Raw genomic sequence first — 22,476 nt, forward strand, 5'->3', positions numbered from 1 at the left:
TAAATGCCATGACCCAGGGATTCTCCCCGTTTACACAGATGGCCGATGGCACCATCAAGCAGATCAATCCCTTTTCGGGCACAGAAGTGTGGACGGTGCCCGGTCGTGGTGACAGGCCATTGCAGGGGCCGCAGGTGGAGAAGAATCCTATTGAGCCAGGCGAGCATGCTTGTGCTTTTTGTTGGGAGCGAAAGCTTGAGACGCCGCCGGAGAAAGCTCGCATGCTTGCCGATGCCACGGTGTTGCGCAATGTGCTTGCCGATGAATTAGACGCAACCGTCCCAGAATTTCGGCGGATCCCGAACCTCTTTGAAATCGTCACCTTTGATTATTGGAATGCGAACTATGGCTTGGAGGTAGACGAAGAGCTGATTAACCGGTACATGGCTACCCGCTATGAGCATGTGCTATCTGTGGTGGAGGCCAAGACTAAGAAACGGTTTGACGGTGAGGAACTGAAAGCTCACGCCCGCGGGTTCCTTTCCGGCGGACATGATGTGATTGTGGCGCGCCGGCACTTTGTCGAGGGGGCGAAAGATTCTTCGCAGTTGGCATCGGCTGGCACCTTGAACGCAGATGAGCATGCGCGCTTTATCGCATTCACCGTGGATGCGATGGAAGATTTGTACGCGAAGAATACGTACGCGACTTATGTGGTGGCTTTTCAGAACTGGCTCAAACCAGCCGGTGCGTCCTTTGGCCATCTCCATAAGCAGTTGGTGGCTATCGATGACCGCGGCAGGACTCTGCGAAACCTGGAAAAGCTGGTGTTGGACAACCCCAGCATCTTCAATGAAAAGGGCCTGGATGTAGCACGCCGTGAGGACCTTGTTATCGCAGAAAACGAGCATGCTGTGCTGTTCGCAGGATTCGGGCACCGCTATCCCACCCTTGAGGTGTATTCGAAGAATCAGGGGCGCCCGTGGGAGCACACGCCTGAACAAATCCGCGGGGTCAGTAACCTGCTGCACATGGCGCACCGGGCGATTGGTGCTGATGTGCCGTGCAACGAAGAGTGGCACCATCAGCCGACCGAGGTGGAGTGCGCAATGCCCTGGCGGATCAACCTGAAGCTGCGAGTCTCAACTTTTGGGGGGGTTTGAGGGCGGTACGCACATTTATCTCAACACAATTTCCCCGTGGGACCTGCGCGATAAGGGACGTGCCGCACTGGACTAGACCACCATCGTGATCTGGTTGCCATTGACCTCTTTGAAGTGAAAACCTGGTGTGGCCAAAATATCATCGATGGACGAGATTCCTTTGCCAGCAATTTCGCGGGCTAGCTGGCCTTTGTAGAACTTGTTGAAGTGGGAGATGACTTTCCCTTCAGAGTTCTCCACGCGCACGGTTACGGCGTCTTTGACCTTGCCCAGTGTTTGGTAGGTGCCTGAGCGCAGATCGATGATGAAGTCATCTTCAGCGTTGAGAGCTTCAGTGATGGATTTTCCCCAGCGTGACTTCATGGTGGCATCGTGAAGCTTTGTGCCCCCTGACAACCGGTAGAAGGGAATCATGTCTCGGGCACGAACAACACCGAAAAGCGCTGAGCCAATTGCGAGCTGATCCCACGCCTTGTCCGAAAGAGTCTTCGCATCCAAAGCGTCGTATAAAACGCCGGTGTAGCGATAGAGCGCTGGCATGGTTGGTCCGGTTGTTAACTTAGTGTTTTCCTCCGCTTCGGCGCGCAGTGCTTCCGAAATCTTCAAAACCTTCATCGCTTCATCAACATCATATTGTTGCAGCACATCGACTATTTCTTTGCGGTTTGGGTTGAGCGACGGGAAAGAAAGCGACTCGAAATCTAAGGGAGCGCCATCTCCGCCGAAGGCCTTTGTTTCACTAGGAGGGAGGATAATGAGCATGTATACAGACTAGCCGTGTATTTTGGGATCATGATTACTCGTCTTTCTGAGCTGTTTTTGCGAACTCTGCGTGAGGATCCCGCAGGGGCTGAAGTCCCAAGCCACAAGCTTCTTGTCCGCGCCGGTTACCTGCGCCGCGCCGCACCTGGTATTTATTCTTGGCTGCCTTTGGGCCTGCGAACACTACGCAAGATTGAAGACGTTGTCCGTGAGGAAATGAACGCGATTGGTGGACAGGAACTGCTGTTCCCAGCATTGCTGCCACGTGAGCCTTACGAGACCACTGAGCGGTGGACTGAGTACGGCGATAACTTGTTCCGTCTCAAAGACCGCAAGGGCGCGGACATGCTGCTCGGCCCGACCCATGAGGAAATGTTCGCGCAGACGGTCAAGGACCTGTACTCCTCGTACAAGGACTTCCCAGTCACCCTGTACCAGATTCAGACCAAGTACCGTGATGAAGAACGTCCACGCGCGGGTATTCTGCGTGGCCGTGAGTTCATCATGAAGGACTCTTATTCCTTCGACATGTCCGATGAGGGCTTGGATGAGTCTTATGCTCGCCACCGCAAGGCGTACCAGAACATCTTCGACCGCCTCGGAATCGAGTACGCGATCTGCAAGGCGACCTCCGGCGCCATGGGCGGCTCCGCCTCCGAGGAATTCCTCGCAGTTTCCGCAGCGGGCGAGGACACCTTTGTTCGCGCCACCGAAGGTGACTACGCAGCAAACGTTGAAGCTGTTGTCACCCCAGTTCCAGAAGAGATTGACTTCACCAACCTGCCAGCCGCGCAGGATCATGAGACCCCAGATTCAGAGACCATTGACACCTTGGTGGCATGGGCACGTGCTGAGGGAATCACCATTGATGGCCGTCAGGTCGAAGCCAATGACACCCTCAAGTGCATGATGGTCAAGATCACGCAGCCAGGTGAAGAACCAGAATTGGCAGGTGTTTTGATTCCAGGAGGCCGCGCACTGGCTCCAAAGCGCTTGGAAGCAGCACTGGAGCCAGCAACTTTTGAGCTGGCCACTGAAGAAGACTTCAAGGAAAACCCATTCTTGGTCAAGGGCTATGTCGGTCCGCGTGGCCTCAACGCCAACGGAGTGAAGGTGTACGCAGACCCACGCGTGGTTTCCGGTTCTTCCTGGATCACTGGTGCAGATGCTAAGAACCGCCACGTGGTGGGCTTGGTTGCTGGTCGTGACTTCCAGGTTGAGCAGTTCGTGGAGGCATCTGAAATCCACGAAGGCGATCCGGCGCCAGAAGGTCAGGGCACGTTGACCCTCAAGCGCGGCATTGAGCTGGGCCATATTTTCCAGCTGGGCCGCAAGTACACTGAGGCTTTTGATGTCCGGATTTTGGATGAGAATGGCAAGCGTGCCATCCCAACCATGGGTTCTTACGGCATTGGTGTTTCCCGCATGATGGCGGTGCTGGCTGAGCAGCGCCATGATGAAAAGGGTCTGAACTGGCCACTCGATGTTGCGCCTTACCAGGTGCACGTTGCCGTGGCGAACAAGGACGAAGAAGCAACGAAGGCCGGCAATGCCCTGGTTGAAGCTTTGGACAAGGCCGGCGTTGAAGTTCTTTTCGATGACCGCCCAAAGGTATCCCCAGGCGTGAAGTTCAAGGATGCTGAACTACTCGGCATGCCGTTCTGTGCAATCCTCGGCCGTTCCTTCAAGGATGGCATCATCGAGCTGCGCATCCGCGGCGGCGAGACCTTCGAGGTCAAGTCCGACGATATTGTCGACGAACTGTTGCAGCGCCTCGGCCGCAAGTAGTTAGAGCTTCGCAGCAGAGTGAATGAGCCAGCTGCGCCATTGCGGATCATCTGTGGTGGTGGCAGCGGCTGAGAGGCGATCATGGCTGGCTTGAACCAGCTCATCGGCAAAGGCCTGAGCATCGGAATCATCCGGCCACTCAGCCTCATAGGCAGTATCCGCAACCGGAGCGGTATCACCAAGAAGCTCGGAAAGCTCGAGCGTGAGCGCCTCATGAGACTCAGTATCAACGCTCGCGCCATGGGCTTCGGCGACGTCGAGGCCATAAATGGTGGCGTACTCATTTTCTAGCAGTGACGTTGCTTCCGTCAGCACTTCTTCTTGGGGTTCTTCTGGTAGCGGTGCGTGACCTTCTGCAAGTGCGATGGCCTGGCTGATGAGCAGGGGACGGGAGTCCTCGGGGGCGTCATCGGCAAGCTCGATGAGCTGTGCAACCGCATCTTCTGGTGATGCTGAAGGACCTGCTGGGTCCTCTTCACTGATAGCGCAACTATCAGGAACCATGCCATCTTCTTCTAAACCGCAGACACGATTAATCTCCGCGAAAAGCTCTTCCGATTGCGTCAGGCGAAGCTGAGCAAGCTCCGAGTCATCGGTGGTATTCGCATCAGCTTGCGCGGTCTGGGCAAGCTCCACCAACGCGGAATTCGGACGCGGACCAAAGAAGTCCACGACTGCGCATGAAGAGATCACGGGGACACACGCTACTAGGGCTACAAGAGTAAGTCGGCGATTCACGTGGAAGACCTTACCCTCTCCACGTTAAGCTGATATCTATGGCTTTCCCAAGTGAACAAACTTTGAAAAATTTCCTCGAGCCCCTCGTCGCTGAGCGCGGACTCGATGTTGAACAGATTAAGACCACCAAAGCGGGAAAGAAATCCCAGGTAGCAATCCGACTCGACGGCGATGTCCGCCCTAACTCGGATGTCTTGGAAGAAATGTCGCGGACCATCGGCGACGCATTTGATGCGGCTGAAGAAGCGGGGGAGCTGAACTTTGGTGCCGGCTACACACTAGAAATTTCCACCCCAGGCGTGGATTTGCCGTTGAGCGAACCTCGACACTTCCGCCGCAACCGCGGGCGCAAGATCAAGTCCTCGCAGGGTGAATTCCGTATCGGTGCTTTAAGCGATGATGAAGTAAACGTGATTGTCGTAACAAGTGCCCGAGATATAGCCAAGGTACAAGTACAGCGATTGGAAAACCTTGTGGGTTCAGTGGTAGAAATTGAATTCGCACCTGCTCCCGTCGTGGAACAGGATATTGTCGAGCTCAGCTTCGAAGCAGCCAAGGAATTGGAAGCCGAAGACTAAGCAGACTCGGGCTGGTTGTGCCAGCTTGAGAAATGTTGGAAACGTTGAAGGATGAATAAGTGAATATTGATATCGACGCGTTGCGCGCTATCGAGACCGAGCGTGGTGTCCCAGTAACGGACTTGCTGACTTCTGTAGCAAGCGGCCTGCTGTATGCGTACACCGAATACCGCGACGGCAACATCGAAGAAAACCACAAGTCGCGCGTAGATATTGATGCCGATACTGGCGAAGTTTCCGTAATCATTACCGAAGTTGATGACGAGGGCGAAGTTGTCACCGAATTCGACGACACCCCAACCAACTTCAGCCGCGTTGCAGCACCAGCTGTACGTGATGCTATTTTCAAGCGTCTGCGTGAAGTAGAAGCAGACCGCGCCTATGATTCGTACGCAGAACTTCAGGGAACCGTTGTCTCTGGCGTAGTTCAGCAGGATGCACACGCTAACTCGCGTGGCATTGTCATTGTTCAGCTGGGCACGGAGATTGACATCAAGGAAGGCAAGACCCAGGACGGCGTTTTGCTTCCAGTCGAGCAGATTCCTGGTGAGCGTCTGACCCACGGCACCCGTGTTCGCGCCTACGTTGTGGGCGTGCAAAAAGAAGGTGCACGAGTTCAGGTACTACTTTCCCGTACTCACCCTGAGTTGGTACGTGGTCTGTTTGAGCTGGAGGTGCCAGAGGTCCTTGATGGTGCAGTAGAGATGGTTGCTATTGCCCGTGAAGCGGGACACCGTTCCAAGATTGCCGTGACCGGCAAGGTCAAGGGTCTCAACGCAAAGGGTGCATGCATTGGTCCTCGTGGTCAGCGAGTCACCAACGTGATGAAGGCACTGGGTGGCGAGAAGATTGACATCATTGACTTCAATGAAGATCCAAGCGTGTACGTTGGCAACGCTTTGGCACCTTCGAAGGTTGTCAACGTTGAAATCGTTGACCCAGAAGCACAATTCGCTCGCGTGATTGTTCCGGACTATCAGTTGTCTTTGGCAATTGGTAAGGAAGGCCAGAATGCTCGTCTTGCGGCTCGTCTCACCGGCTGGAAGATTGATATCCATTCGGATGCGGACCGCGCCGAATAACGCGCAGAATAACACTGGTGAAATGTCGCAAGTTCAAATTTGCCGACATATCAAGTAGGATTGTTAACGGCCCACGTGCAGCAGGAAGGAGTTGGGTATGACCCGACTTCGGACGTGCATAGCAACACGAAAGCGCCTGCCGGACACGGAGTTATTGCGTGTGGTGGCTGATACAGATGGACGTATCATCCCCGACCCCGGCAGACGGCTTCCCGGCAGGGGAGCCTGGATAACACCAGATTTAGCTGCATATGAGCTTGCGGAGAAACGCCGAGCATTCGCTCGCGCTCTCCGGCTGTCCGCACCCGTGGATACAGGTCAAGTACGTGAGTACATATCTAAGACCTTCGAGATTGTAAGGAAGACCGAACACTGATGAGCACACAACGATGAAGCATCAGCGATGAAAGTCAGTAACTGATCCTAGGGGCGCCTTGTCGCCTCTAGGGAAACCAAGAGGAGACAAGTGGCAGGTAAGCTACGCGTTCATGAGCTGGCGAAACAGCTCGGAATTACCAGTAAAGAACTACTCACTTCGCTCAAGGAGCAGGGTGAATTTGTAAAGACCGCATCATCCACCATCGAACCACCTGTGGTGAAGAAGATGCGTGCTCATTATGAAGCACAGGGCGTCGGCGGCGACAATGCTGAGGCCCCAGCTAAGGGTGACTCGGCTAAGAAGCCAGCGGCACCAAAGTCTGCACCTGCAAAGCCAGGCGCAGCAAAACCAGGTGCTCCAAAGCCTGGCGCTGCTAAACCAGCTCCAGCTAAGCCTGAATCCAAGCCAGCACCGGCAGCAGCTAAGAAGGCTGCTCCGAAGCCGGCCGCTCAGGCAGCTCCAAAGCCAGGCACTCCAAAGCCTGCTGCTGCGAAGCAAGAAGCACCAAAGACCGACGCAGGCAAGCCGGGCGCACCAAAGCCTGGTACTCCGAAGCCGGGCGCACAAAAGGCAAATGCACCAAAGCCTGGTTCTCCGAAGCCAGGTGCTGAGGGTGGCGACAAGCCAACCCCACGCTCCATGCCTAAGCCAGGCGGCTCCCGCCGCGTTGCGAACAACCCATTTTCTTCCGGTGGCGGTTCAGGCGATCGTCCTTCACCTCGCCCAGGTGGAGCAAAGGGTCCTCGCCAGAAGCCACAGGGTGGCAACAAGCGCGAGGGCGGCCGTCCAGATAACCGCGAGCGCGATAACAAGCCGCAGTCTGGTGGCCAGGGTGGCGGACGTCGTCCATCACCAGCAATGATGCCTTCACATCCAAACCCAGCAGCAATGCCTCAAAAGGCAGCAGCTGGCGGAGGACGTGGCCGTGGCGGGCGCCCAGGCGCCGGCGGCGGTCAAGGTGGCCAGGGTGGCAACGCTCCGGGCGGTTTCCGCAGTGGTCCAGGTGGCCGCGGCGGACGTCGCGGTGGCACCGCTGGTGCATTCGGCCGTCCAGGCGGCGCACCACGTCGTGGTAAGAAGTCGAAGCGTCAGAAGAGGAATGAGTACGAAGAGCTACGCGCACCAAACGTAGTTGGTGGCGTACGCTTTCCAGACGGCAAGGGCGAATCCATTCGTCTGCGTCGTGGCGCATCCCTGTCTGACTTCGCCGAGAAGATCGGTGCGGATCCAGCAGCATTGGTACAGGCACTGTTTAACCTCGGTGAAATGGTGACCGCTACTGCATCTGTTTCGGAAGAAACCTTGCAGCTGCTCGGTGCTGAGGTCAACTACGACGTTCAGGTTGTGTCCCCAGAGGACGAAGACCGTGAGCTGCTCGAGTCCTTCGACTTGCAGTTCGGTGATGATGAAGGTTCAGAGGAAGACCTCGCGAAGCGTCCTCCTGTTGTCACCGTCATGGGTCACGTCGACCACGGTAAGACTCGTCTGTTGGACACCATCCGTAAGACGAATGAAGGCGCTGGCGAGGCCGGCGGCATTACCCAGGGCATTGGTGCATACCAGACCCAGGTCGATGTCGATGGTGGCGAGCGCACCGTAACCTTCCTGGATACCCCAGGTCACGAGGCGTTTACCGCAATGCGTGCCCGTGGTGCAAAGTCCACCGACTTGGCAATCCTGGTTGTCGCAGCAGACGACGGCGTTATGCCACAGACTGTTGAGGCAATTAACCACGCCAAGGCAGCGGACATCCCAGTTGTGGTTGCAGTCAACAAGGTTGATAAGCCAGAGGCTGCTCCGGACAAGATCCGTGGCCAGCTCACTGAGTACGGTCTGGTTCCTGAAGAATACGGTGGCGACACCATGTTCGTGGACATCTCCGCTAAGGCGGGCACCAACATTGATGCCCTGCTCGAGGCTGTTGTTCTGACCGCTGATGCGGCACTGGAGCTGACTGCTAACCCAGACATGCATGCACAGGGTGTTTCCATTGAAGCTCACCTGGACCGCGGTCGTGGCCCAGTGGCAACGGTTATTGTTCAGCGCGGTACCTTGCGTATCGGTGACTCCATCGTTGTCGGTGACGCGTTTGGTCGCGTTCGTCGTATGCTCGACGAATTCGGTCAGGACGTCTCTGAGGCTGGACCTTCCCGTCCAGTCCAGGTGCATGGTCTGAACGGTGTTCCAGGCGCTGGCGACAACTTGCTCGTTGTTGAAGATGACCGTGTTGCACGTCAGATCGCAGCTCAGCGAGATGCACGTAAGCGTTCCGCAATGCAGGCTAAGTCCCGCAAGCGTGTCTCCCTCGAGGATCTGGATGCAGTATTGAAGGAGACTTCGACTCTTAACCTCATCCTCAAGGGCGACAACGCCGGTTCTGTTGAAGCACTGGAAGACGCTCTGCTTGAGGTTGAGATTGATGACGAGGTACAGCTCAACATCATCGACCGTGGCGTTGGTGCGGTTACCCAGACCAACGTCTCCTTGGCTGCAGCTTCCGACGCTGTCATCATTGCCTTCAACGTTCGCGCTGAAGGTAAGGCAACCGAGGAGGCTAATGCCGAAGGTGTTGACGTTCGCTACTACACCGTCATCTACCGTGCTATCGAAGAAGTTGAGCAGGCACTCAAGGGCATGCTCAAGCCAACCTACGAAGAGCGCGACACCGGTGTGGCAGAGATCCGTGCCCTGTTCAAGTCCTCCGCTATCGGTACCATCGCAGGTTGTATGGTCACCGAGGGCAAGGTCAAGCGCAACGGCAAGGTTCGCATTGTCCGCGACGGCAACGTCATCGTTTCCGATTCCAAGATTGTTTCCTTGCGTCATGAGAAGGACGACGCAAACGAAATCAATGCTGGCTACGAGTGCGGTATGGTCTTGGCCTACCCAGACATTCAGGTAGGCGACTTGATTCAGGCATACGAGGAAGTTGAAGTACCACGTACCTAATCAGGTAGTAATTGTGAGTAGTTAGCTCTGCTCACTACTGGAAAAGTTGAAGAAGCCGGGCCTTGTGCCCGGCTTCTTTAGCCCTTAAGCAAGTGTTTTCGATTCCTAGGAAATGAACTAGGATTGTTCAGAGTTTTAAAAAAGTAGAAGAAAGGGCGAATACCATGGCTGACCATGCACGCGCGGCCCGGATGGCAAAGCGCATTCAGACTATTGTGGCAAGCGCTATCGAACGCGAAATTAAAGACCGCAGGCTTGAACTAGTCACAGTTACCGACGCCCGCGTGACTGGCGACCTGCATGACGCGACTGTGTTCTACACGGTTCGCGGCGTAGATATTGATTCGGAGCCAGACCTGGATCAGGCTGCCGAGGCACTCAACCGTGCCAAGGGCCAGCTGCGCAAGATCATGGGCGATCAGTTGCAGGTTCGTTTCACCCCAACGCTGTCTTTTGAGTTTGACGCGGTTCCAGAAGCATCTGCCCACATGGAAGAGCTGCTCGCACGTGCCCGTGCACGTGATGAGGAACTGGCAAAGCTCAAGGAGAACGCGAAGCCAGCCGGCGAAGCGAATCCTTATAAGACGGATGCGGAATAGAACTGGCAATGTCCCAACAGTCCTCAATTTCCCAAGTGGTGGGAGCACTCCAGGAAGCTGACTCCGTGTGCATCGTGGCGCACCTGCGCCCAGATGCTGACGCGCTAGGTTCGGTGGCCACGCTGCGTCTTGCGCTGGAGCAGCTAGGTAAAAAGACGCGCTGCGTGATTGGCCAAGATTGGCCTATTTCGGAGAATCTTTTCACCATTCCTGGCACGGACACCGTGGAGACTGCAACCTCCTTGCCGCAAGGTTATGACCTTTATGTCACGGTGGATTGTGGCTCACTGGATCGCACTGGGGTCTTGGCGCCAGATTTGGCCAAGATGATTCGCCGCGGAAACGTGGTCTGCATTGACCACCACGCGTCGAATCCTGGCTTTGGCAACATCAACCTGGTCGTCGCAGGTTGTGAGTCCACGACCACGGTATTGAAATCGGTGCTGGAGGAGCTCGGCGTGACCATCAACCATGACATCGCGCATGCGATGTACGCCGGATTGGTTACGGATACGGGCAGTTTCCGCTGGGGTTCACCTCGAATGCATACCTTGGCTTCGGAGCTCATGGAATTTGAGCTGGACACCAAGCAGATCTCCGTGGATCTATTGGATTCCACCACCGCTGAGGACTTGCAGATGCTGGGCAGGGTGCTTGCCGATGTCCAGATTGTCCCTGCTGGTAACCACACCATTGCTGTGCTTTATGGTCGTTATGATGTGATTTCTGGCCATTCAGATTCTGCTGTTGAGACCATGGTGGACTTTGTCCGCGCATTGGACGGCACCGATATGGGCGTGGTGTTCAAGGAACAGGTGCCAGGGTATTGGGCAGTGTCGTTGCGCTCTAATGACGTGAACTGCGCCCAGGTCGCTGCGCGTCTTGGTGGCGGCGGACATGTGCCTGCTGCTGGTTATTCGACGCAGGGTGAGCCAGAAGAAATTATTGCGGAACTAGTGAATATCGTTGACAAGCTCTAACAGCAACTCCGCCGAGCATGTTTCTGCCCGGAAGGTATTTGGCCTCGCGCTGCCAGCACTCGGTGTGCTGGCAGCCATGCCTTTGTATCTGCTGCTGGATACAGCAGTGGTGGGTCGCCTTGGTGCGGAACAGCTCGCGGCACTTGGTGCCGCTGCGGCGGTGCAGTCAGTGGTGACCACCCAGTTGACGTTCTTGTCTTATGGCACCACGGCGCGCTCTTCGCGGTTGTTCGGATCCGGTAAGAAGGACGAGGCAGTCGCTGAAGGCGTGCAAGCGACGTACGTCGCGCTGATAGTCGGCTTCGCGCTGGCTTGTGTGATGTGGTTTTTCGGCGGACAGATAGCGCTGTGGATGACTGGCAATCCAGAGACTGCAGAACTCACAGCCGCCTGGTTGCACGTGGCGGCCCTTGCTATTCCCATAACCTTGGTGGAGATGGCCGGCAACGGCTGGTTGCGTGGTATTCAAGATACTAAGAAGCCACTGTATTTCACACTAGCTGGATTGATTCCAGGTGCCATCGCCGTCCCCATCTTCGTGCATTTTTGGGGATTGGTCGGCTCCGCCTGGGCCAACGTGCTGGGCATGGGCATTATCGCAGTGCTCTTTTTGCTGGAGTTGAAAAAGCAACACACAGTCTCGTGGCGTTTGCGCCCGAGTGTTATCAAACGCCAACTGGTCCTGGGTAGAGACTTGATTATCCGCTCTGCCAGCCTGCAAGTGGCTTTTCTTTCTGCTGCAGCAGTCGCAGCGCGCTTTGGCACGTCTCCTTTGGCCGCGCACCAAGTTATGTTGCAAATCTGGAACTTCCTCACGCTCGTGCTGGATTCCCTTGCCATTGCTGCGCAAACGCTTATCGGTGCGGCTTTGGGCGCGAAGTCCGTTGATACGGCACGCAGTGCCGGACAAAAAATCATTGGTTATTCGGTGATCTTTTCTGGAGGACTCGCAGCGGTATTTGCGCTCGGCGCTGCTTTTATCCCGCGCATCTTCACCAATGATGAAGCAGTGCTAGAAGCCATGCGGATTCCGTGGTGGATCATGATTGCGATGATTGTTGCCGGTGGTGTTCTCTTCGCCATCGACGGAGTCCTGCTTGGCGCGGGAGATGCGGCGTTCTTGCGCACGATTACCGTTGGCTCCGTCATCGTCGGCTTCTTGCCAGGCATCTTGATCGCCTACTTCCTAGACTTAGGATTGGCGGGAATCTGGTGTGGTTTGGCAGCCTTTATCGGACTGCGCACCATTGCCGTGGTCTTCCGCTTCTATTCCATGCGTTGGGCGGTTGTGGGCTAACGCTTGTGCCGCGGCGCGCGATAGACCTTAGAGAAACAAGCGACTGCTAAAGTCTCAGTAGTTACAACATGACCGAGCACTAGGGGTAAATACATGGCTGGAAAGGCATCGCACACGACACTGTGGGCGGTCTCCGACCTGCATGCTGCGGTCAAGGCCAATAACGGCAGAATTGATGACATCCAACCGCAACACCCGTCTGACTGGTTGATTGTTGCAGGCGACGTTGCAGAACGCACTGACTTAGTGGTGCAAGTGCTCAAGAAGCTGCGTTCTCGTTTCGCCAAAGTCATTTGGGTGCCGGGCAACCATGAGCTGTTCTCGCGCTCCACAGACCGCTATCAAGGCCGCGACAAGTACAACCAATTGGTTGAAGGCTGCCGCGAAATCGACGTGGATACTCCGGAAGACCCTTTTCCAGTATTCAACGGCGTCACGATCGCGCCATTGTTTACCCTGTATGACTATTCTTTCCGCGCGCCAGGAACCACGGTGGAACAGGCGATTATGGCCGCCGCTGAGCGCCAGATCATGATGACAGATGAGATTGCCATTGCGCCGTTCGTGGATGTGCGCGCGTGGTGCTGGGACCGGCTGGCTTATTCCATCAAGCGTTTGTCGCGTATTTCAGGGCCAACAATCTTGATTAATCATTGGCCCTTGGTACAGGAACCGACGCTGAAAATGCGCTGGGCGGAAATTGGCTTGTGGTGCGGTTCTAGGCATACACGCCAATGGCCGACACGATATAACGCACAAGCTGTTATATATGGCCACCTACACATGCCTTCTGTAGATAAGATTGATGGGGTAGACCATATCGAGGTTTCACTTGGATACCCGCGTGAGTGGATGGCGCATGAAGGTAAACAATTGTGGCCATACCCTGTGATGACGATGGGGGAGGAGAAGTGATCATGCTAGAGCCCTCCCTCTTTCCCGATGTCGCCCGCTTTTGTTACGTAAAAACCGGCACCGAAGGCTTCGACCTCGTCAACTTCCAGAATTTGCATCCCCTGGAGCAATCCCTTGTTTCACATTCAGTGGAAGTCCGCAAGGCAGAATTTGGTGATGCTCGTTGGTGCGCCCACGAAGCACTTCGGGAACTAGGTTATATAGGCGCAGACCCCATTTTGCGCGGGGAACGTGGGATGCCACTGTGGCCGGAAGGGTTTACCGGCTCATTGACGCACACCACTGGATTTAGAGCAGCCGTGGTAGCGCCGACAAAGAAGGTTTTGTCGCTCGGGCTCGATGCTGAAAAGGCAGAACCTTTGCCCGAAGGCGTGTTGTCCATGATTGCGCGCTCAGGCGAGATTCCACAGATCAATCGCCTCCGCGAAGCGGGCATTCCCTATGCAGATAGATTGCTGTTTTGCGCAAAGGAAGCAACCTATAAAGCGTGGTTCCCCATGACTCATCGCTGGCTAGGTTTTGACCAGGCGGAGATTGATATCCGCGAAGATGGCACTTTGATTTCTTATCTCTTGGTGCGCCCAACCCCAGTGCCATTCATTTGCGGCCGTTGGATGGTCCAAGACGGATATGTCCTCGTGGCCACCACCGTAGAAGAAGGCATTGGCCACGAGCGCCTGGCCTACTAAGGCCAGTATTTCAGAGCTTCGAGGTCTAGAGAGTCGAAGGATGCGCGACGAAGACGGTTGCTAGACGCCTGCCCTGTTCTTTGATCAATGCAACGGAGCGGCCATCCGGTCCAACGGCAGCGTGAGTTCCTTTGAGCCCACGTGGCTCTAACCATTGGCCCATGGCAAGCTTGGCTGCTTCTTCTTCGGTGACATCGAGGCGTGGGTAGCAACGCACAAGTGCCTCATCGAGAGTGAGGGAGAGCTGTAGGTTGTCGATCGGGGAGGCATCGGCAAGCAAAAATGGCCCAACCGCCGTGCGCCGCAGGGCGGTGAGATGCCCACCCACACCCAGGCTATCGCCTAAATCACGAGCCAACGAGCGAATATAGGTACCCGATGAACACTCAACGGTGACATCAAACTCGCGTGGTTCGGTACGGCTGGCATTGACATCGAAGCGGCTAACTGTCACCGGACGGGCAGGGATATCAACCTCCTCGCCGTCACGTACACGCTGGTAGGCGCGTTTGCCGTCAATTTTAATGGCGCTGACCTTCGCTGGCTTTTGCATGATATCGCCGGTTAACTTCTTAATTTCTGCCAAAGCTTGCTCATCAGTGATGTGCTCAGCAGAGGTCTGGTTAATGACTTCTCCCTCAAAGTCATCGGTGGTGGTGGAAGCACCCAAACGAATGGTGGCGTCATAGGCTTTGGTGGCTGCAACCATGTGCGCCAAAAACTTAGTGCCGCGTTCAATACCCAGGATCAAAACACCCGTGGCCATGGGATCTAGGGTGCCGGCGTGGCCGACTTTGCGGGTGCCAAACTCCCTTCGTATGCGGGCGACAACGTCATGAGAAGTCATGCCGGCCGGTTTATCCACAACAACAAGTCCTGAGTCAGTCATGAGGCCATAGTCTAATCTGCAGCCAAATGATCTAGCATGTAAGGCGTGGATATTTGGTACGGAACAGCAGAAGTCCCCGCGGACTTAAACAACAGTGCAGTCACCATTGGTGTCTTTGACGGTGTACACCGTGGACATCAAAAACTGATTAATGCAACTGTTTCTAAAGCCCGCTCCGTGGGAGCAAAAGCCGTCATGGTCACCTTTGACCCGCACCCGGTTTCTGTATTCCTGCCGCGTCGTGCACCGCTGGGGATTACCACTTTGTCTGAGCGTTTCGCATTGGCGGAAATCTATGGCATTGACGCAGTCTTAGTCATTGACTTCACCAAAGAACTTTTTGGAATCTCTCCGGAAAAATATGTGGAGTTTCTGCTGGAGGACACGCTGCACGCCGCGCATGTTGTGGTGGGCGCGAACTTCACCTTTGGTGAAAACGCCGCTGGTACCGCTGACTCTTTGATGAACATTTGCCAATCCCGCATGTCCGTTGAAGTTATTGACTTGCTGGATGATGAAGGTGTACGGATTTCGTCCACCACGGTGCGCGATTACCTGTCCCAGGGTGATGTCGCGCGCGCCAACTGGGCGTTAGGCAGGCACTTTTCCGTCTCCGGCCCGGTGGTGCGCGGTGCCGGTCGTGGCGGCAAGGAGTTAGGTTTTCCGACAGCGAACCAGTATTTCCATGACACAGTCGCATTGCCTGCCGATGGCGTGTATGCCGGCTGGTTAACCATCATTCCAACGGGAGCCCCGGTGAGTGGAAACATGGAACCAGGCATTGCCTATGCAGCAGCGATTTCTGTGGGAACCAATCCGACTTTCGGCGATGAACAGCGCTCCGTAGAGTCCTTCGTCCTTGACCGCGAAGCAGATTTGTACGGCCATGATGTTCAGGTTGAATTCGTTGATCATGTACGTGACATGGAGAAGTTCGACTCAGTGGAGCAGTTGCTAGAAGTCATGGCGAAAGACGTGCTGAAAACCCGTGAGGTACTTGCTACCGATGCCGCTGAGCATAAGCTTGCGCCAGAGACTTACTTTCTACAAACAGAAGGATAGACGCCCATGAAAATGATTCTGGACCTCGATACCGGCATTGATGACGCATTTGCACTGGCTTATGCCATTGCCCACCCCGACATTGAACTCATTGGTGTCACCGGAACTTATGGCAACGTGACTATCGAGCAAGGCATGGCAAATACCCGGGCCTTGCTGAAACTGCTGGGACAGCCGGATATTCCGGTCTATGCCGGCGTGGAAATTGAAGGGTTTGTGGTCTCTGAAGCTTCCGCCCGCATTCATGGCACCAACGGCGTTGGGGAAGTAAATATCGCTACGGATAATGCTGAGTCCGCTGGCGAGGCCGTGGACTTTCTCATCGAATCTGCTGCGAAGTACGGCGAGGACCTAGTTGTTGTGCCCACCGGCGCGCAAACCACCACCGCCAAAGCTCTGGAAAAAGATGAGGCCTTGCGCGGGATTCGCATGGTTACCATGGGTGGTGCACTGACTGTGCCGGGCAACGTTTCACCGGCTGCTGAGGCAAATATCTCCCAGGATCCAGTTTCTTCCAATTCCGTCTACCAGCTCGCTGAAGATATGACTATGGTGGGCTTAGACGTCACCATGCAAACCCAGCTGACTCGGGCTGAGGCAGACTCCTGGCGCGGTACTGCGGCGGGAGATGCCTTTGCGGATATGGCTGGCTATTACATCGACGCTTATCAAGAAAACAATCCTCACATGGATGGCTGCGCGCTGCATGACCCGCTAGCTGTTGCCGTGGCCGTAGATCCTGACCTCGTGGATTGTTTGATTCTGCCGCTTCAAGTTGACACCGAAGGCCCGACGGTAGGGCGCACCATTGGACGCTGGGATGGTTCCGAGGTTGAAACCCGCGTTGCCGTGGGTGTGGACGTGGATGCGTTCGTGCCTGATTTCATCGATAAGCTTGGGCAACTATTTGCCCGTTTGGCTCAGTAAAGGGTAATGTTGGACATCGCTTTGTGACTGCGGTTCGCAGCAGTTGCTTAGTAGCAGCTCCTAGCTGTTTGATTTAATGCGGACTGAAATATTAACAGGAGAAAATCTCATGGCATTGAGCGCTGAGAAGAAGTCTGAAATCCTCAAGGAATACGGCCTCCACGAGACCGACACCGGTTCTCCAGAGGCACAGGTCGCAATGCTGACCTCCCGTATCAACACCTTGACCGAGCACCTGAAGTTCCACAAGCACGATCACCACTCTCGTCGTGGTCTGCTGCTTATGGTTGGTCGTCGTCGTGGTCTGCTGAAGTACCTGGCAGCTAACAACGTTGACCGCTACCGTGACCTGATCTCCCGTCTGGGTCTGCGTCGCTAAGCCTCAATTGGGTTGCTTAAGCTTTTAAAGCTTTTAACTAACGCCGCTGCTTGTTTTAACGAACTCGCAGCGGCGTTAGTTTATGTTTTGCCCCACATTGTCAAATCTAGTGGACTGGCAGTGTGTACGAGCTGGGAGTTTGGTAGACTATGGAGCGTCGTACGTGCAAAAATACGTAAATGAACAATTCTGATGGCGACATCGATGATCGCCAGATACTCTACGAAGGAGATCCTCTCTTTATGAGCCCACGCAATAGCGGGAAAGCGCAAACCCCAAACAACCAGGTCAGCTTCGCACGCGATGAAGACTTTGGCACCCTCGAAGCAACCGCAGTCCTAGACAACGGTGACTTTGGTACCCGCACCATCACCTTTGAAACCGGCCAGCTTGCCCGCCAAGCTGATGGTTCTGTCACCACTTACTTTGATGATGACACCATGTTGCTGACCACCGTGACTGCATCCAACCAGCCACGTGAAGGCTTTGACTTCTTCCCACTGACCGTGGACGTGGAAGAGCGTATGTACGCAGCCGGCAAGATCCCAGGCTCTTTCTTCCGCCGCGAAGGCCGTCCTTCTACCGAGGCGATCTTGGCCTGCCGCCTGGTTGACCGCCCACTGCGCCCAACCTTCGTGAAGGGCCTGCGCAATGAGGTTCAGGTCATCAACACTGTTCTGAGCCTGGACCCAGCGGAATACTATGACGTCATTGCCATTAATGGCTCCTCGGCTGCAACCCAGCTTTCTGGTCTGCCAGTCTCCGGCCCAGTCGGCGGCGTGCGCATGGCGCTGCTTTCTGATGACAAGCACCCACAGGGCCAGTGGGTAGCGTTCCCTAATGCTGAACAGCACGAACGCGCACTGTTTGAAATGGTTGTTGCGGGCCGTATTGTCACCCGCAAGAACAAGGGCAAGAACGTCGAAGACGTTGCCATCATGATGGTTGAAGCTGGCGCTGGCGTTCACGTTCATGAGCGCATTGCTGAGGGTGCTCCAGCACCACAGGAATCCACCGTTGCTGAGGGCCTGGAAGCAGCAAAGCCATTCATCAAGTCCCTATGTGAAGCACAGGCAGGTTTGGCGGAGCGCGCGGCGAAGGAGAAGAAGGAATTCCCACTCTTCCCACCATTCGCTGATGAGGTCTACGACGCAGTCGCTCGCAAGGCTGAGAAGAAGCTCGGTCAGCTGATGACCATTGCTGCGAAGCAGGAGCGCGAGGATGCAACCAACGCGCACATGGAAGAAGTAGAAGCACAGCTTCTTGAGGTCTTCACCGAAGGTGATGCTTCCAAGCAGATCCGTGCTGCATACAACCAGCTGATGAAGGAAATCGTGCGTGAGAAGATCCTCACCGAAGGTTTCCGCATTGATGGCCGTGCAGCAGAGGACATCCGTGACTTGGGCGCTGAAATCGGACTTATTCCACGCGTTCATGGTTCGGCACTGTTTGAGCGCGGTGAGACCCAGATTCTTGGTGTGACCACTTTGGACATGCTGAAGATGGAGCAGACCATTGACTCCCTGACCCCAGTTGAGTCCAAGCGCTACATCCACCACTACAACTTCCCTCCATACTCCACCGGTGAGACCGGCCGCGTTGGTTCTCCAAAGCGCCGCGAAATCGGCCACGGTGCACTTGCGGAGCGCGCACTCTTGCCAGTTATCCCTTCCCGTGAGGAGTTCCCATACACCATCCGCCAGGTATCTGAGGCGCTTGGTTCCAACGGTTCTACCTCCATGGGTTCTGTCTGTGCATCCACCATGTCCCTGTACAACGCAGGTGTTCCACTGAAGGCACCAGTTGCAGGTATCGCGATGGGCTTGGTTTCCGGTGAGGTCAAGGGCGAAGAGCGCTTCGTTGCTTTGACTGACATCCTCGGCGCTGAGGACGCATTCGGCGACATGGACTTTAAGGTTGCCGGCACCAGCGACTACATCACTGCACTGCAGCTGGACACCAAGTTGGACGGTATTCCTTCTGAGGTTCTGGCTAACGCTTTGCAGCAGGCACGCAACGCGCGTGAGGAAATCTTGGACATCATGGCTGAGGGCATTGATGGTCCAGATGAGATGTCCCCACAGGCGCCAAAGATCACCTCCATCAAGATTCCAGTTTCTAAGATTGGTGAGCTGATCGGCCCTAAGGGCAAGACCATCAACACCATCACCGAAGAAACCGGCGCTGACGTTTCCATCGAAGATGACGGTACTGTTTACGTTTCTGCTACCACCGGTGAAGCGGCTGACGCGGCAATTGAGAAGGTCAACGCTATCGCGAACCCTCAGCTGCCGAAGGTCGGCGAGCGTTTCTTGGGCACCGTTGTAAAGACCGTTGCCTTCGGCGCATTCGTGTCCATCACCCCGGGCCGTGACGGTCTGATTCACATCTCCAACCTCGGTGGCGATGAGCGAATTGAAAAGGTCGAGGACGTTGTCAACGTTGGCGACAAGATCCAGGTTGAAATCGCGGACATTGACAACCGCGGCAAGATCTCCCTGGTTCCAGTCGAGGAATAAAAGCCTTAATCTGGCCTAAATGACAAGCAGTGCTCCTGAGCGATTGATTCCGCTAGGAGCACTGCTTGTTTTCATGTGAAGGCGCCGTAGCATCCTGCGGGCGGCACTTCAACTGGTTAGTTCAAGATGTCAATGACAACGCGCGGTGGGCCTTCAAGAGAGGTGACTGAGTAGGCGGATTCCTTGTTGAGGCCAATGACGTATTGGGATTGAGCTTCAAAGGTGTTGACATACTCGACGCCTGTGACAACGCCGGCGGCAGTGCCCTCAACCTTGCCGGAGTCCATGTAGGCCTCTTCCAACTCAGGAGTGGATGGCCATGGCGTGGATTCAACACCGATAACGATGGCGGTGGCGCCGTCATATTCAATGGGAAAGCCGGATGCTTGCTGTGCTGGCTCAGCCGTCAACTGTGTGTACCAGCCGGCCTTACCTTCGCCTTCATAATCCAAGACAACGCGGGTGAAAGCGCCGTGATCGGCAACGCGTACGCCCTTCGGAATCAGGCTGGTGCCTTCTGATGGACGGGCTTGCTTATCGGTCACATCTGGCGAGCCCAGGGGAGTGATGGCTTGTGAACCATCGGTGGTTGCCTCAACGGTGCTTGGAGTAGGCGAAGTCTGCTCTTCAAGTGTTGTCTCTGACGCTGCTGTGTCGGAGGTTGATTCTTCTGATGTAGCAGGGGAAATAGAACTAGCCGCAGTCTCATCAGCAGGGGATGAGCATGCGGCAAGCAAAGTGGTGGCTGTTACCAAGCCCAGAGCGGATAGGGAAATACGGCGAATAGACATACTCCCAGTTTAGCTGTTTAAGAAGTGTCTATTGAGACAAATTGGTAACAGTGAGGTTGAGATTTACTGGTTCTTCAGCTGCACCAGTTGAATCAAGTTGCCACAGGTGTCATCAAAAGCAGAGACCACAGAGTGGCCGTAGTCAGTTGGTTCGGTGGTGAATTCAACGCCTTTTTCTTTGAGCGCTGCGGTTTCTGCCTCAACATCATCGGAAAGGAACTGTGTGGCAGGGATACCGTCCTTGCGCAACGCCTCGGTGTAAGCCTGCGCTGCTGGGTGGCCGTTTGGTTCCAGAAGCAGTTCGGTACCACCGTCTGGGTTGGTGACGGTCAGCCACCAGAAGTGCTCATTTTTAACGCTGTCTTTGACAACGAAACCGAGCTTATTGACGTAGAAATCTTGGGCCTTTTCAAGGTCATCAACGAATACGGAAGCAATATAAATGCGCATGGTTAAAACCTTAGCAGCGCATCTCGCTACACTGGAGCGCTAGAGAAAAAGAACTTTCAACCAAACCATTTCATGCTTGATTCAAGGAGAAGGTGTAGATGACTATTAAAGTCGGTGTACTCGGGGCTAAAGGTCGCGTAGGTCAGGCAATCGTCCAAGGCGTCGAGGCAAGCGAAGACCTGGAGCTCGTGGCAACCATTGGCCGCGATGACTCCCTGGAGCTTTTGGCCGTCAATGGCGCAGAAGTAGTGGTGGACTTTACCCAGCCAGACTCGGTCATGGGAAACTTGGAATACTGCATCGCCCAGGGCATTCACTGCATAGTAGGCACCACCGGCTTTACCGAGGAGCGCCTGCAGCAGGTTGAACAGTGGGCCGCGCAAGAAGGCGCTGGCAATGTTCTGATTGCTCCCAACTTCGCTATCTCCGCCGTGTTGACCATGGTTTTTGCGCGCCAGGCTGCGCAGTACTTTGAGACCGCTGAGGTAGTCGAATACCACCACCCAACCAAGCTGGACGCGCCGTCTGGCACCGCTATTCACACTGCACAAGGTATCGCGCAAGCACGTGCGGAAGCAGGTTTGGGCGCTATGCCAGATGCGACAGAACAGACTTTGGACGGCGCACGCGGCGCACTCATTGATGGCATTCCGGTTCACGCTGTTCGTACCCGCGGCATGGTTGCGCATGAGGAAGTTATCTTTGGTGCGGAAGGACAGTCTTTGACCATCCGCCAGGACTCTTATGACCGCAGTTCGTTCACCCCAGGCGTTTTGCTGGGTGTTCGCGAAATCGAGAAGTTCCCAGGTCTGTCTTATGGTCTGGAAAAGTTCTTGGGGCTATAGATGGCTGAGCAAGTCAACCTAGATGTACAGCTGATAGCTGCAACGCAGTTTCACAAACCCCCGCAGCCAGCATGGGAACGCGATGAGAAGGCGTCGGATGCAGAAGCGCTCGTAGAGTTTGCTGGGCGTGCCTGCTATGACTCCTTCGACAAGCCGAATCCGCGTACGCAAACCAATGAGTCCTACTTGCGGCATCTGCTGGAGGTGGGCCATGAGGCGCTGTTAGAACACGCCACCGCGACGTTATATATTCAAGGCATTTCCCGCTCGGCATGTCACGAGCTGGTACGTCACCGTCACTTTTCTTTCTCGCAGCTTTCGCAGCGCTTTGTGCATCCGGAGGATGCGGAAGTAGTAGTTCCGAAGTCCATTGCAGATGATGAGCAATTGTCGCGGCTGCTCCTAGAAGCTGTTGATGATACGCGTTTTGTGTATGAGGAGCTGTTGCGTTCGCTTGAAGAGAAGCTTGCCGATGAACCCAATGCCATATTGCGCATGAAACAAGCACGTCAGGCGGCACGAGCGATTCTTCCTAATGCCACCGAATCACGCATTGTTGTGACTGGAAACTATCGTGCCTGGCGGCACTTTATCGGCGCGCGAGCAACAGAGTATGCAGATGTGGAAATTCGCAGTGTAGCTATCGCTTGTTTGCGCTTGTTAAAGGCACAAGCACCGGTGCTTTTTGATGATTTTAATATCTCCACGCTGGCAGATGGTACGGAGATGGCATCCTCGCCTTATGCCTAGCCTAG

Annotated in this window: 23 protein-coding genes; 18 read left to right on the top strand and 5 right to left on the bottom strand. The window is 55.1% G+C overall.

What is annotated here, in order from left to right; all coding sequences use genetic code 11:
• The first annotated feature begins 8 nt into the window (after nucleotides 1-8).
• Nucleotides 9-1,103, top strand: coding sequence for a DUF4921 family protein (locus tag CCASEI_RS06110; protein WP_051461195.1), 1,095 nt, complete (start codon nucleotides 9-11; stop codon nucleotides 1,101-1,103).
• A complete protein-coding gene (locus tag CCASEI_RS15600; protein ID WP_269843393.1) occupies nucleotides 1,090-1,179 on the top strand; it encodes a DUF4921 family protein in 90 nt (29 codons plus the stop codon). The genes CCASEI_RS06110 and CCASEI_RS15600 overlap by 14 nt, the downstream gene beginning before the upstream one ends.
• Here CCASEI_RS15600 and yaaA read toward each other — a convergent pair.
• A complete protein-coding gene (gene yaaA / locus CCASEI_RS06115; RefSeq protein WP_025387455.1) occupies nucleotides 1,176-1,865 on the bottom strand; it encodes a peroxide stress protein YaaA in 690 nt (229 codons plus the stop codon). The two genes, CCASEI_RS15600 and yaaA, sit on opposite strands and share 4 nt — an antisense overlap.
• Nucleotides 1,866-1,895: 30 nt before the next feature.
• On the opposite strand from yaaA, the gene CCASEI_RS06120 reads away from it, so the two are divergent.
• Nucleotides 1,896-3,653: a proline--tRNA ligase gene (locus CCASEI_RS06120; protein ID WP_006821732.1), complete on the top strand. Its 1,758-nt coding sequence runs from the start codon at nucleotides 1,896-1,898 to the stop codon at nucleotides 3,651-3,653.
• Here CCASEI_RS06120 and CCASEI_RS06125 read toward each other — a convergent pair whose 3' ends face one another.
• A complete protein-coding gene (locus CCASEI_RS06125; protein WP_025387456.1) occupies nucleotides 3,654-4,346 on the bottom strand; it encodes a hypothetical protein in 693 nt (230 codons plus the stop codon).
• A gap of 83 nt (nucleotides 4,347-4,429) precedes the next feature.
• Between CCASEI_RS06125 and rimP the strand changes: the two genes are divergently transcribed.
• The 9 genes from rimP (at nucleotide 4,430) to CCASEI_RS06170 (ending at nucleotide 13,859) form a co-directional block, all read left to right on the top strand.
• Entirely contained in the window at nucleotides 4,430-4,969 is a 540-nt protein-coding gene (rimP, locus tag CCASEI_RS06130; RefSeq protein WP_006821734.1) for a ribosome maturation factor RimP, read from the top strand.
• Nucleotides 4,970-5,028: 59 nt separating this feature from the next.
• Nucleotides 5,029-6,051: a transcription termination factor NusA gene (gene nusA, locus CCASEI_RS06135; RefSeq protein WP_006821735.1), complete on the top strand. Its 1,023-nt coding sequence runs from the start codon at nucleotides 5,029-5,031 to the stop codon at nucleotides 6,049-6,051.
• Nucleotides 6,052-6,148: 97 nt separating this feature from the next.
• The gene (locus CCASEI_RS06140) at nucleotides 6,149-6,427 is read left to right on the top strand and encodes a YlxR family protein (protein WP_006821736.1); all 279 of its coding nucleotides are present in this window, start codon (nucleotides 6,149-6,151) and stop codon (nucleotides 6,425-6,427) included.
• 90 nt (nucleotides 6,428-6,517) lie between these two features.
• On the top strand, nucleotides 6,518-9,379 hold the full coding sequence (infB, locus tag CCASEI_RS06145; protein WP_025387457.1) for a translation initiation factor IF-2: 2,862 nt from the start codon (nucleotides 6,518-6,520) through the stop codon (nucleotides 9,377-9,379).
• A 164-nt stretch (nucleotides 9,380-9,543) separates the two neighbouring features.
• Nucleotides 9,544-9,978, top strand: a complete 435-nt coding sequence (gene rbfA / locus CCASEI_RS06150; RefSeq protein ID WP_006821738.1) for a 30S ribosome-binding factor RbfA — start codon at nucleotides 9,544-9,546, stop codon at nucleotides 9,976-9,978.
• Nucleotides 9,979-9,986: 8 nt separating this feature from the next.
• Complete coding sequence (locus CCASEI_RS06155; RefSeq protein ID WP_025387458.1) at nucleotides 9,987-10,958, top strand: DHH family phosphoesterase; 972 nt, start codon at nucleotides 9,987-9,989, stop codon at nucleotides 10,956-10,958.
• Nucleotides 10,945-12,255: an MATE family efflux transporter gene (locus tag CCASEI_RS06160; RefSeq protein WP_025387459.1), complete on the top strand. Its 1,311-nt coding sequence runs from the start codon at nucleotides 10,945-10,947 to the stop codon at nucleotides 12,253-12,255. Before CCASEI_RS06155 ends, CCASEI_RS06160 begins: the two co-directional genes overlap by 14 nt.
• Nucleotides 12,256-12,348: 93 nt before the next feature.
• Nucleotides 12,349-13,170, top strand: coding sequence for a metallophosphoesterase family protein (locus CCASEI_RS06165; protein ID WP_025387460.1), 822 nt, complete (start codon nucleotides 12,349-12,351; stop codon nucleotides 13,168-13,170).
• A gap of 2 nt (nucleotides 13,171-13,172) precedes the next feature.
• Nucleotides 13,173-13,859 carry a 4'-phosphopantetheinyl transferase family protein gene (locus CCASEI_RS06170; protein ID WP_025387461.1) on the top strand — a complete coding sequence of 229 codons (687 nt, stop codon included), beginning with the start codon at nucleotides 13,173-13,175 and terminating at the stop codon, nucleotides 13,857-13,859.
• Nucleotides 13,860-13,884: 25 nt separating this feature from the next.
• Here the strand turns inward: CCASEI_RS06170 and truB are convergent, their stop codons facing one another.
• The gene (gene truB / locus CCASEI_RS06175) at nucleotides 13,885-14,748 is read right to left on the bottom strand and encodes a tRNA pseudouridine(55) synthase TruB (RefSeq protein WP_025387462.1); all 864 of its coding nucleotides are present in this window, start codon (nucleotides 14,746-14,748) and stop codon (nucleotides 13,885-13,887) included.
• A 45-nt stretch (nucleotides 14,749-14,793) separates the two neighbouring features.
• On the opposite strand from truB, the gene CCASEI_RS06180 reads away from it, so the two are divergent.
• From CCASEI_RS06180 to CCASEI_RS06195, 4 genes are all read left to right on the top strand, one after another.
• The gene (locus CCASEI_RS06180; protein WP_006821744.1) at nucleotides 14,794-15,810 is read left to right on the top strand and encodes a bifunctional riboflavin kinase/FAD synthetase; all 1,017 of its coding nucleotides are present in this window, start codon (nucleotides 14,794-14,796) and stop codon (nucleotides 15,808-15,810) included.
• A gap of 6 nt (nucleotides 15,811-15,816) precedes the next feature.
• Nucleotides 15,817-16,737 carry a nucleoside hydrolase gene (locus CCASEI_RS06185; protein WP_006821745.1) on the top strand — a complete coding sequence of 307 codons (921 nt, stop codon included), beginning with the start codon at nucleotides 15,817-15,819 and terminating at the stop codon, nucleotides 16,735-16,737.
• Nucleotides 16,738-16,846: 109 nt separating this feature from the next.
• Nucleotides 16,847-17,116: a 30S ribosomal protein S15 gene (gene rpsO, locus CCASEI_RS06190; protein WP_006821746.1), complete on the top strand. Its 270-nt coding sequence runs from the start codon at nucleotides 16,847-16,849 to the stop codon at nucleotides 17,114-17,116.
• Nucleotides 17,117-17,358: 242 nt separating this feature from the next.
• The gene (locus tag CCASEI_RS06195) at nucleotides 17,359-19,635 is read left to right on the top strand and encodes a polyribonucleotide nucleotidyltransferase (RefSeq protein ID WP_025387463.1); all 2,277 of its coding nucleotides are present in this window, start codon (nucleotides 17,359-17,361) and stop codon (nucleotides 19,633-19,635) included.
• Nucleotides 19,636-19,751: 116 nt separating this feature from the next.
• Here the strand turns inward: CCASEI_RS06195 and CCASEI_RS06200 are convergent, their stop codons facing one another.
• On the bottom strand, nucleotides 19,752-20,426 hold the full coding sequence (locus CCASEI_RS06200) for an AMIN-like domain-containing (lipo)protein (RefSeq protein ID WP_025387464.1): 675 nt from the start codon (nucleotides 20,424-20,426) through the stop codon (nucleotides 19,752-19,754).
• Between the two features lie 63 nt (nucleotides 20,427-20,489).
• The gene (locus CCASEI_RS06205) at nucleotides 20,490-20,876 is read right to left on the bottom strand and encodes a VOC family protein (protein WP_006821749.1); all 387 of its coding nucleotides are present in this window, start codon (nucleotides 20,874-20,876) and stop codon (nucleotides 20,490-20,492) included.
• Nucleotides 20,877-20,974: 98 nt separating this feature from the next.
• Here CCASEI_RS06205 and dapB point away from each other — a divergent pair, with 98 nt between their 5' ends.
• Together dapB and thyX are read left to right on the top strand one after the other, a co-directional pair.
• Entirely contained in the window at nucleotides 20,975-21,721 is a 747-nt protein-coding gene (gene dapB, locus CCASEI_RS06210; protein WP_006821750.1) for a 4-hydroxy-tetrahydrodipicolinate reductase, read from the top strand.
• Nucleotides 21,722-22,471: an FAD-dependent thymidylate synthase gene (gene thyX, locus CCASEI_RS06215; RefSeq protein ID WP_006821751.1), complete on the top strand. Its 750-nt coding sequence runs from the start codon at nucleotides 21,722-21,724 to the stop codon at nucleotides 22,469-22,471.
• Nucleotides 22,472-22,476: the final 5 nt, after the last annotated feature.

The organism is Corynebacterium casei LMG S-19264, assembly GCF_000550785.1.
Taxonomy (GTDB): Bacteria; Actinomycetota; Actinomycetes; order Mycobacteriales; family Mycobacteriaceae; genus Corynebacterium; species Corynebacterium casei.

Coding starts and splice junctions, on each gene's coding strand:
- CCASEI_RS06200 (WP_025387464.1), bottom strand. CDS start 20,426: ATGTCTATTCGCCGTATTTCCCTATCCGCTCTGGGCTTGGTAACAGCC.
- CCASEI_RS06195 (WP_025387463.1), top strand. CDS start 17,359: ATGAGCCCACGCAATAGCGGGAAAGCGCAAACCCCAAACAACCAGGTC.
- yaaA (WP_025387455.1), bottom strand. CDS start 1,865: ATGCTCATTATCCTCCCTCCTAGTGAAACAAAGGCCTTCGGCGGAGAT.
- CCASEI_RS06140 (WP_006821736.1), top strand. CDS start 6,149: ATGACCCGACTTCGGACGTGCATAGCAACACGAAAGCGCCTGCCGGAC.
- CCASEI_RS06155 (WP_025387458.1), top strand. CDS start 9,987: ATGTCCCAACAGTCCTCAATTTCCCAAGTGGTGGGAGCACTCCAGGAA.
- CCASEI_RS06185 (WP_006821745.1), top strand. CDS start 15,817: ATGAAAATGATTCTGGACCTCGATACCGGCATTGATGACGCATTTGCA.
- CCASEI_RS06205 (WP_006821749.1), bottom strand. CDS start 20,876: ATGCGCATTTATATTGCTTCCGTATTCGTTGATGACCTTGAAAAGGCC.
- truB (WP_025387462.1), bottom strand. CDS start 14,748: ATGACTGACTCAGGACTTGTTGTTGTGGATAAACCGGCCGGCATGACT.
- rpsO (WP_006821746.1), top strand. CDS start 16,847: ATGGCATTGAGCGCTGAGAAGAAGTCTGAAATCCTCAAGGAATACGGC.
- rbfA (WP_006821738.1), top strand. CDS start 9,544: ATGGCTGACCATGCACGCGCGGCCCGGATGGCAAAGCGCATTCAGACT.
- rimP (WP_006821734.1), top strand. CDS start 4,430: ATGGCTTTCCCAAGTGAACAAACTTTGAAAAATTTCCTCGAGCCCCTC.
- CCASEI_RS06170 (WP_025387461.1), top strand. CDS start 13,173: ATGCTAGAGCCCTCCCTCTTTCCCGATGTCGCCCGCTTTTGTTACGTA.
- dapB (WP_006821750.1), top strand. CDS start 20,975: ATGACTATTAAAGTCGGTGTACTCGGGGCTAAAGGTCGCGTAGGTCAG.
- CCASEI_RS06165 (WP_025387460.1), top strand. CDS start 12,349: ATGGCTGGAAAGGCATCGCACACGACACTGTGGGCGGTCTCCGACCTG.
- CCASEI_RS06110 (WP_051461195.1), top strand. CDS start 9: ATGACCCAGGGATTCTCCCCGTTTACACAGATGGCCGATGGCACCATC.
- CCASEI_RS06120 (WP_006821732.1), top strand. CDS start 1,896: ATGATTACTCGTCTTTCTGAGCTGTTTTTGCGAACTCTGCGTGAGGAT.
- thyX (WP_006821751.1), top strand. CDS start 21,722: ATGGCTGAGCAAGTCAACCTAGATGTACAGCTGATAGCTGCAACGCAG.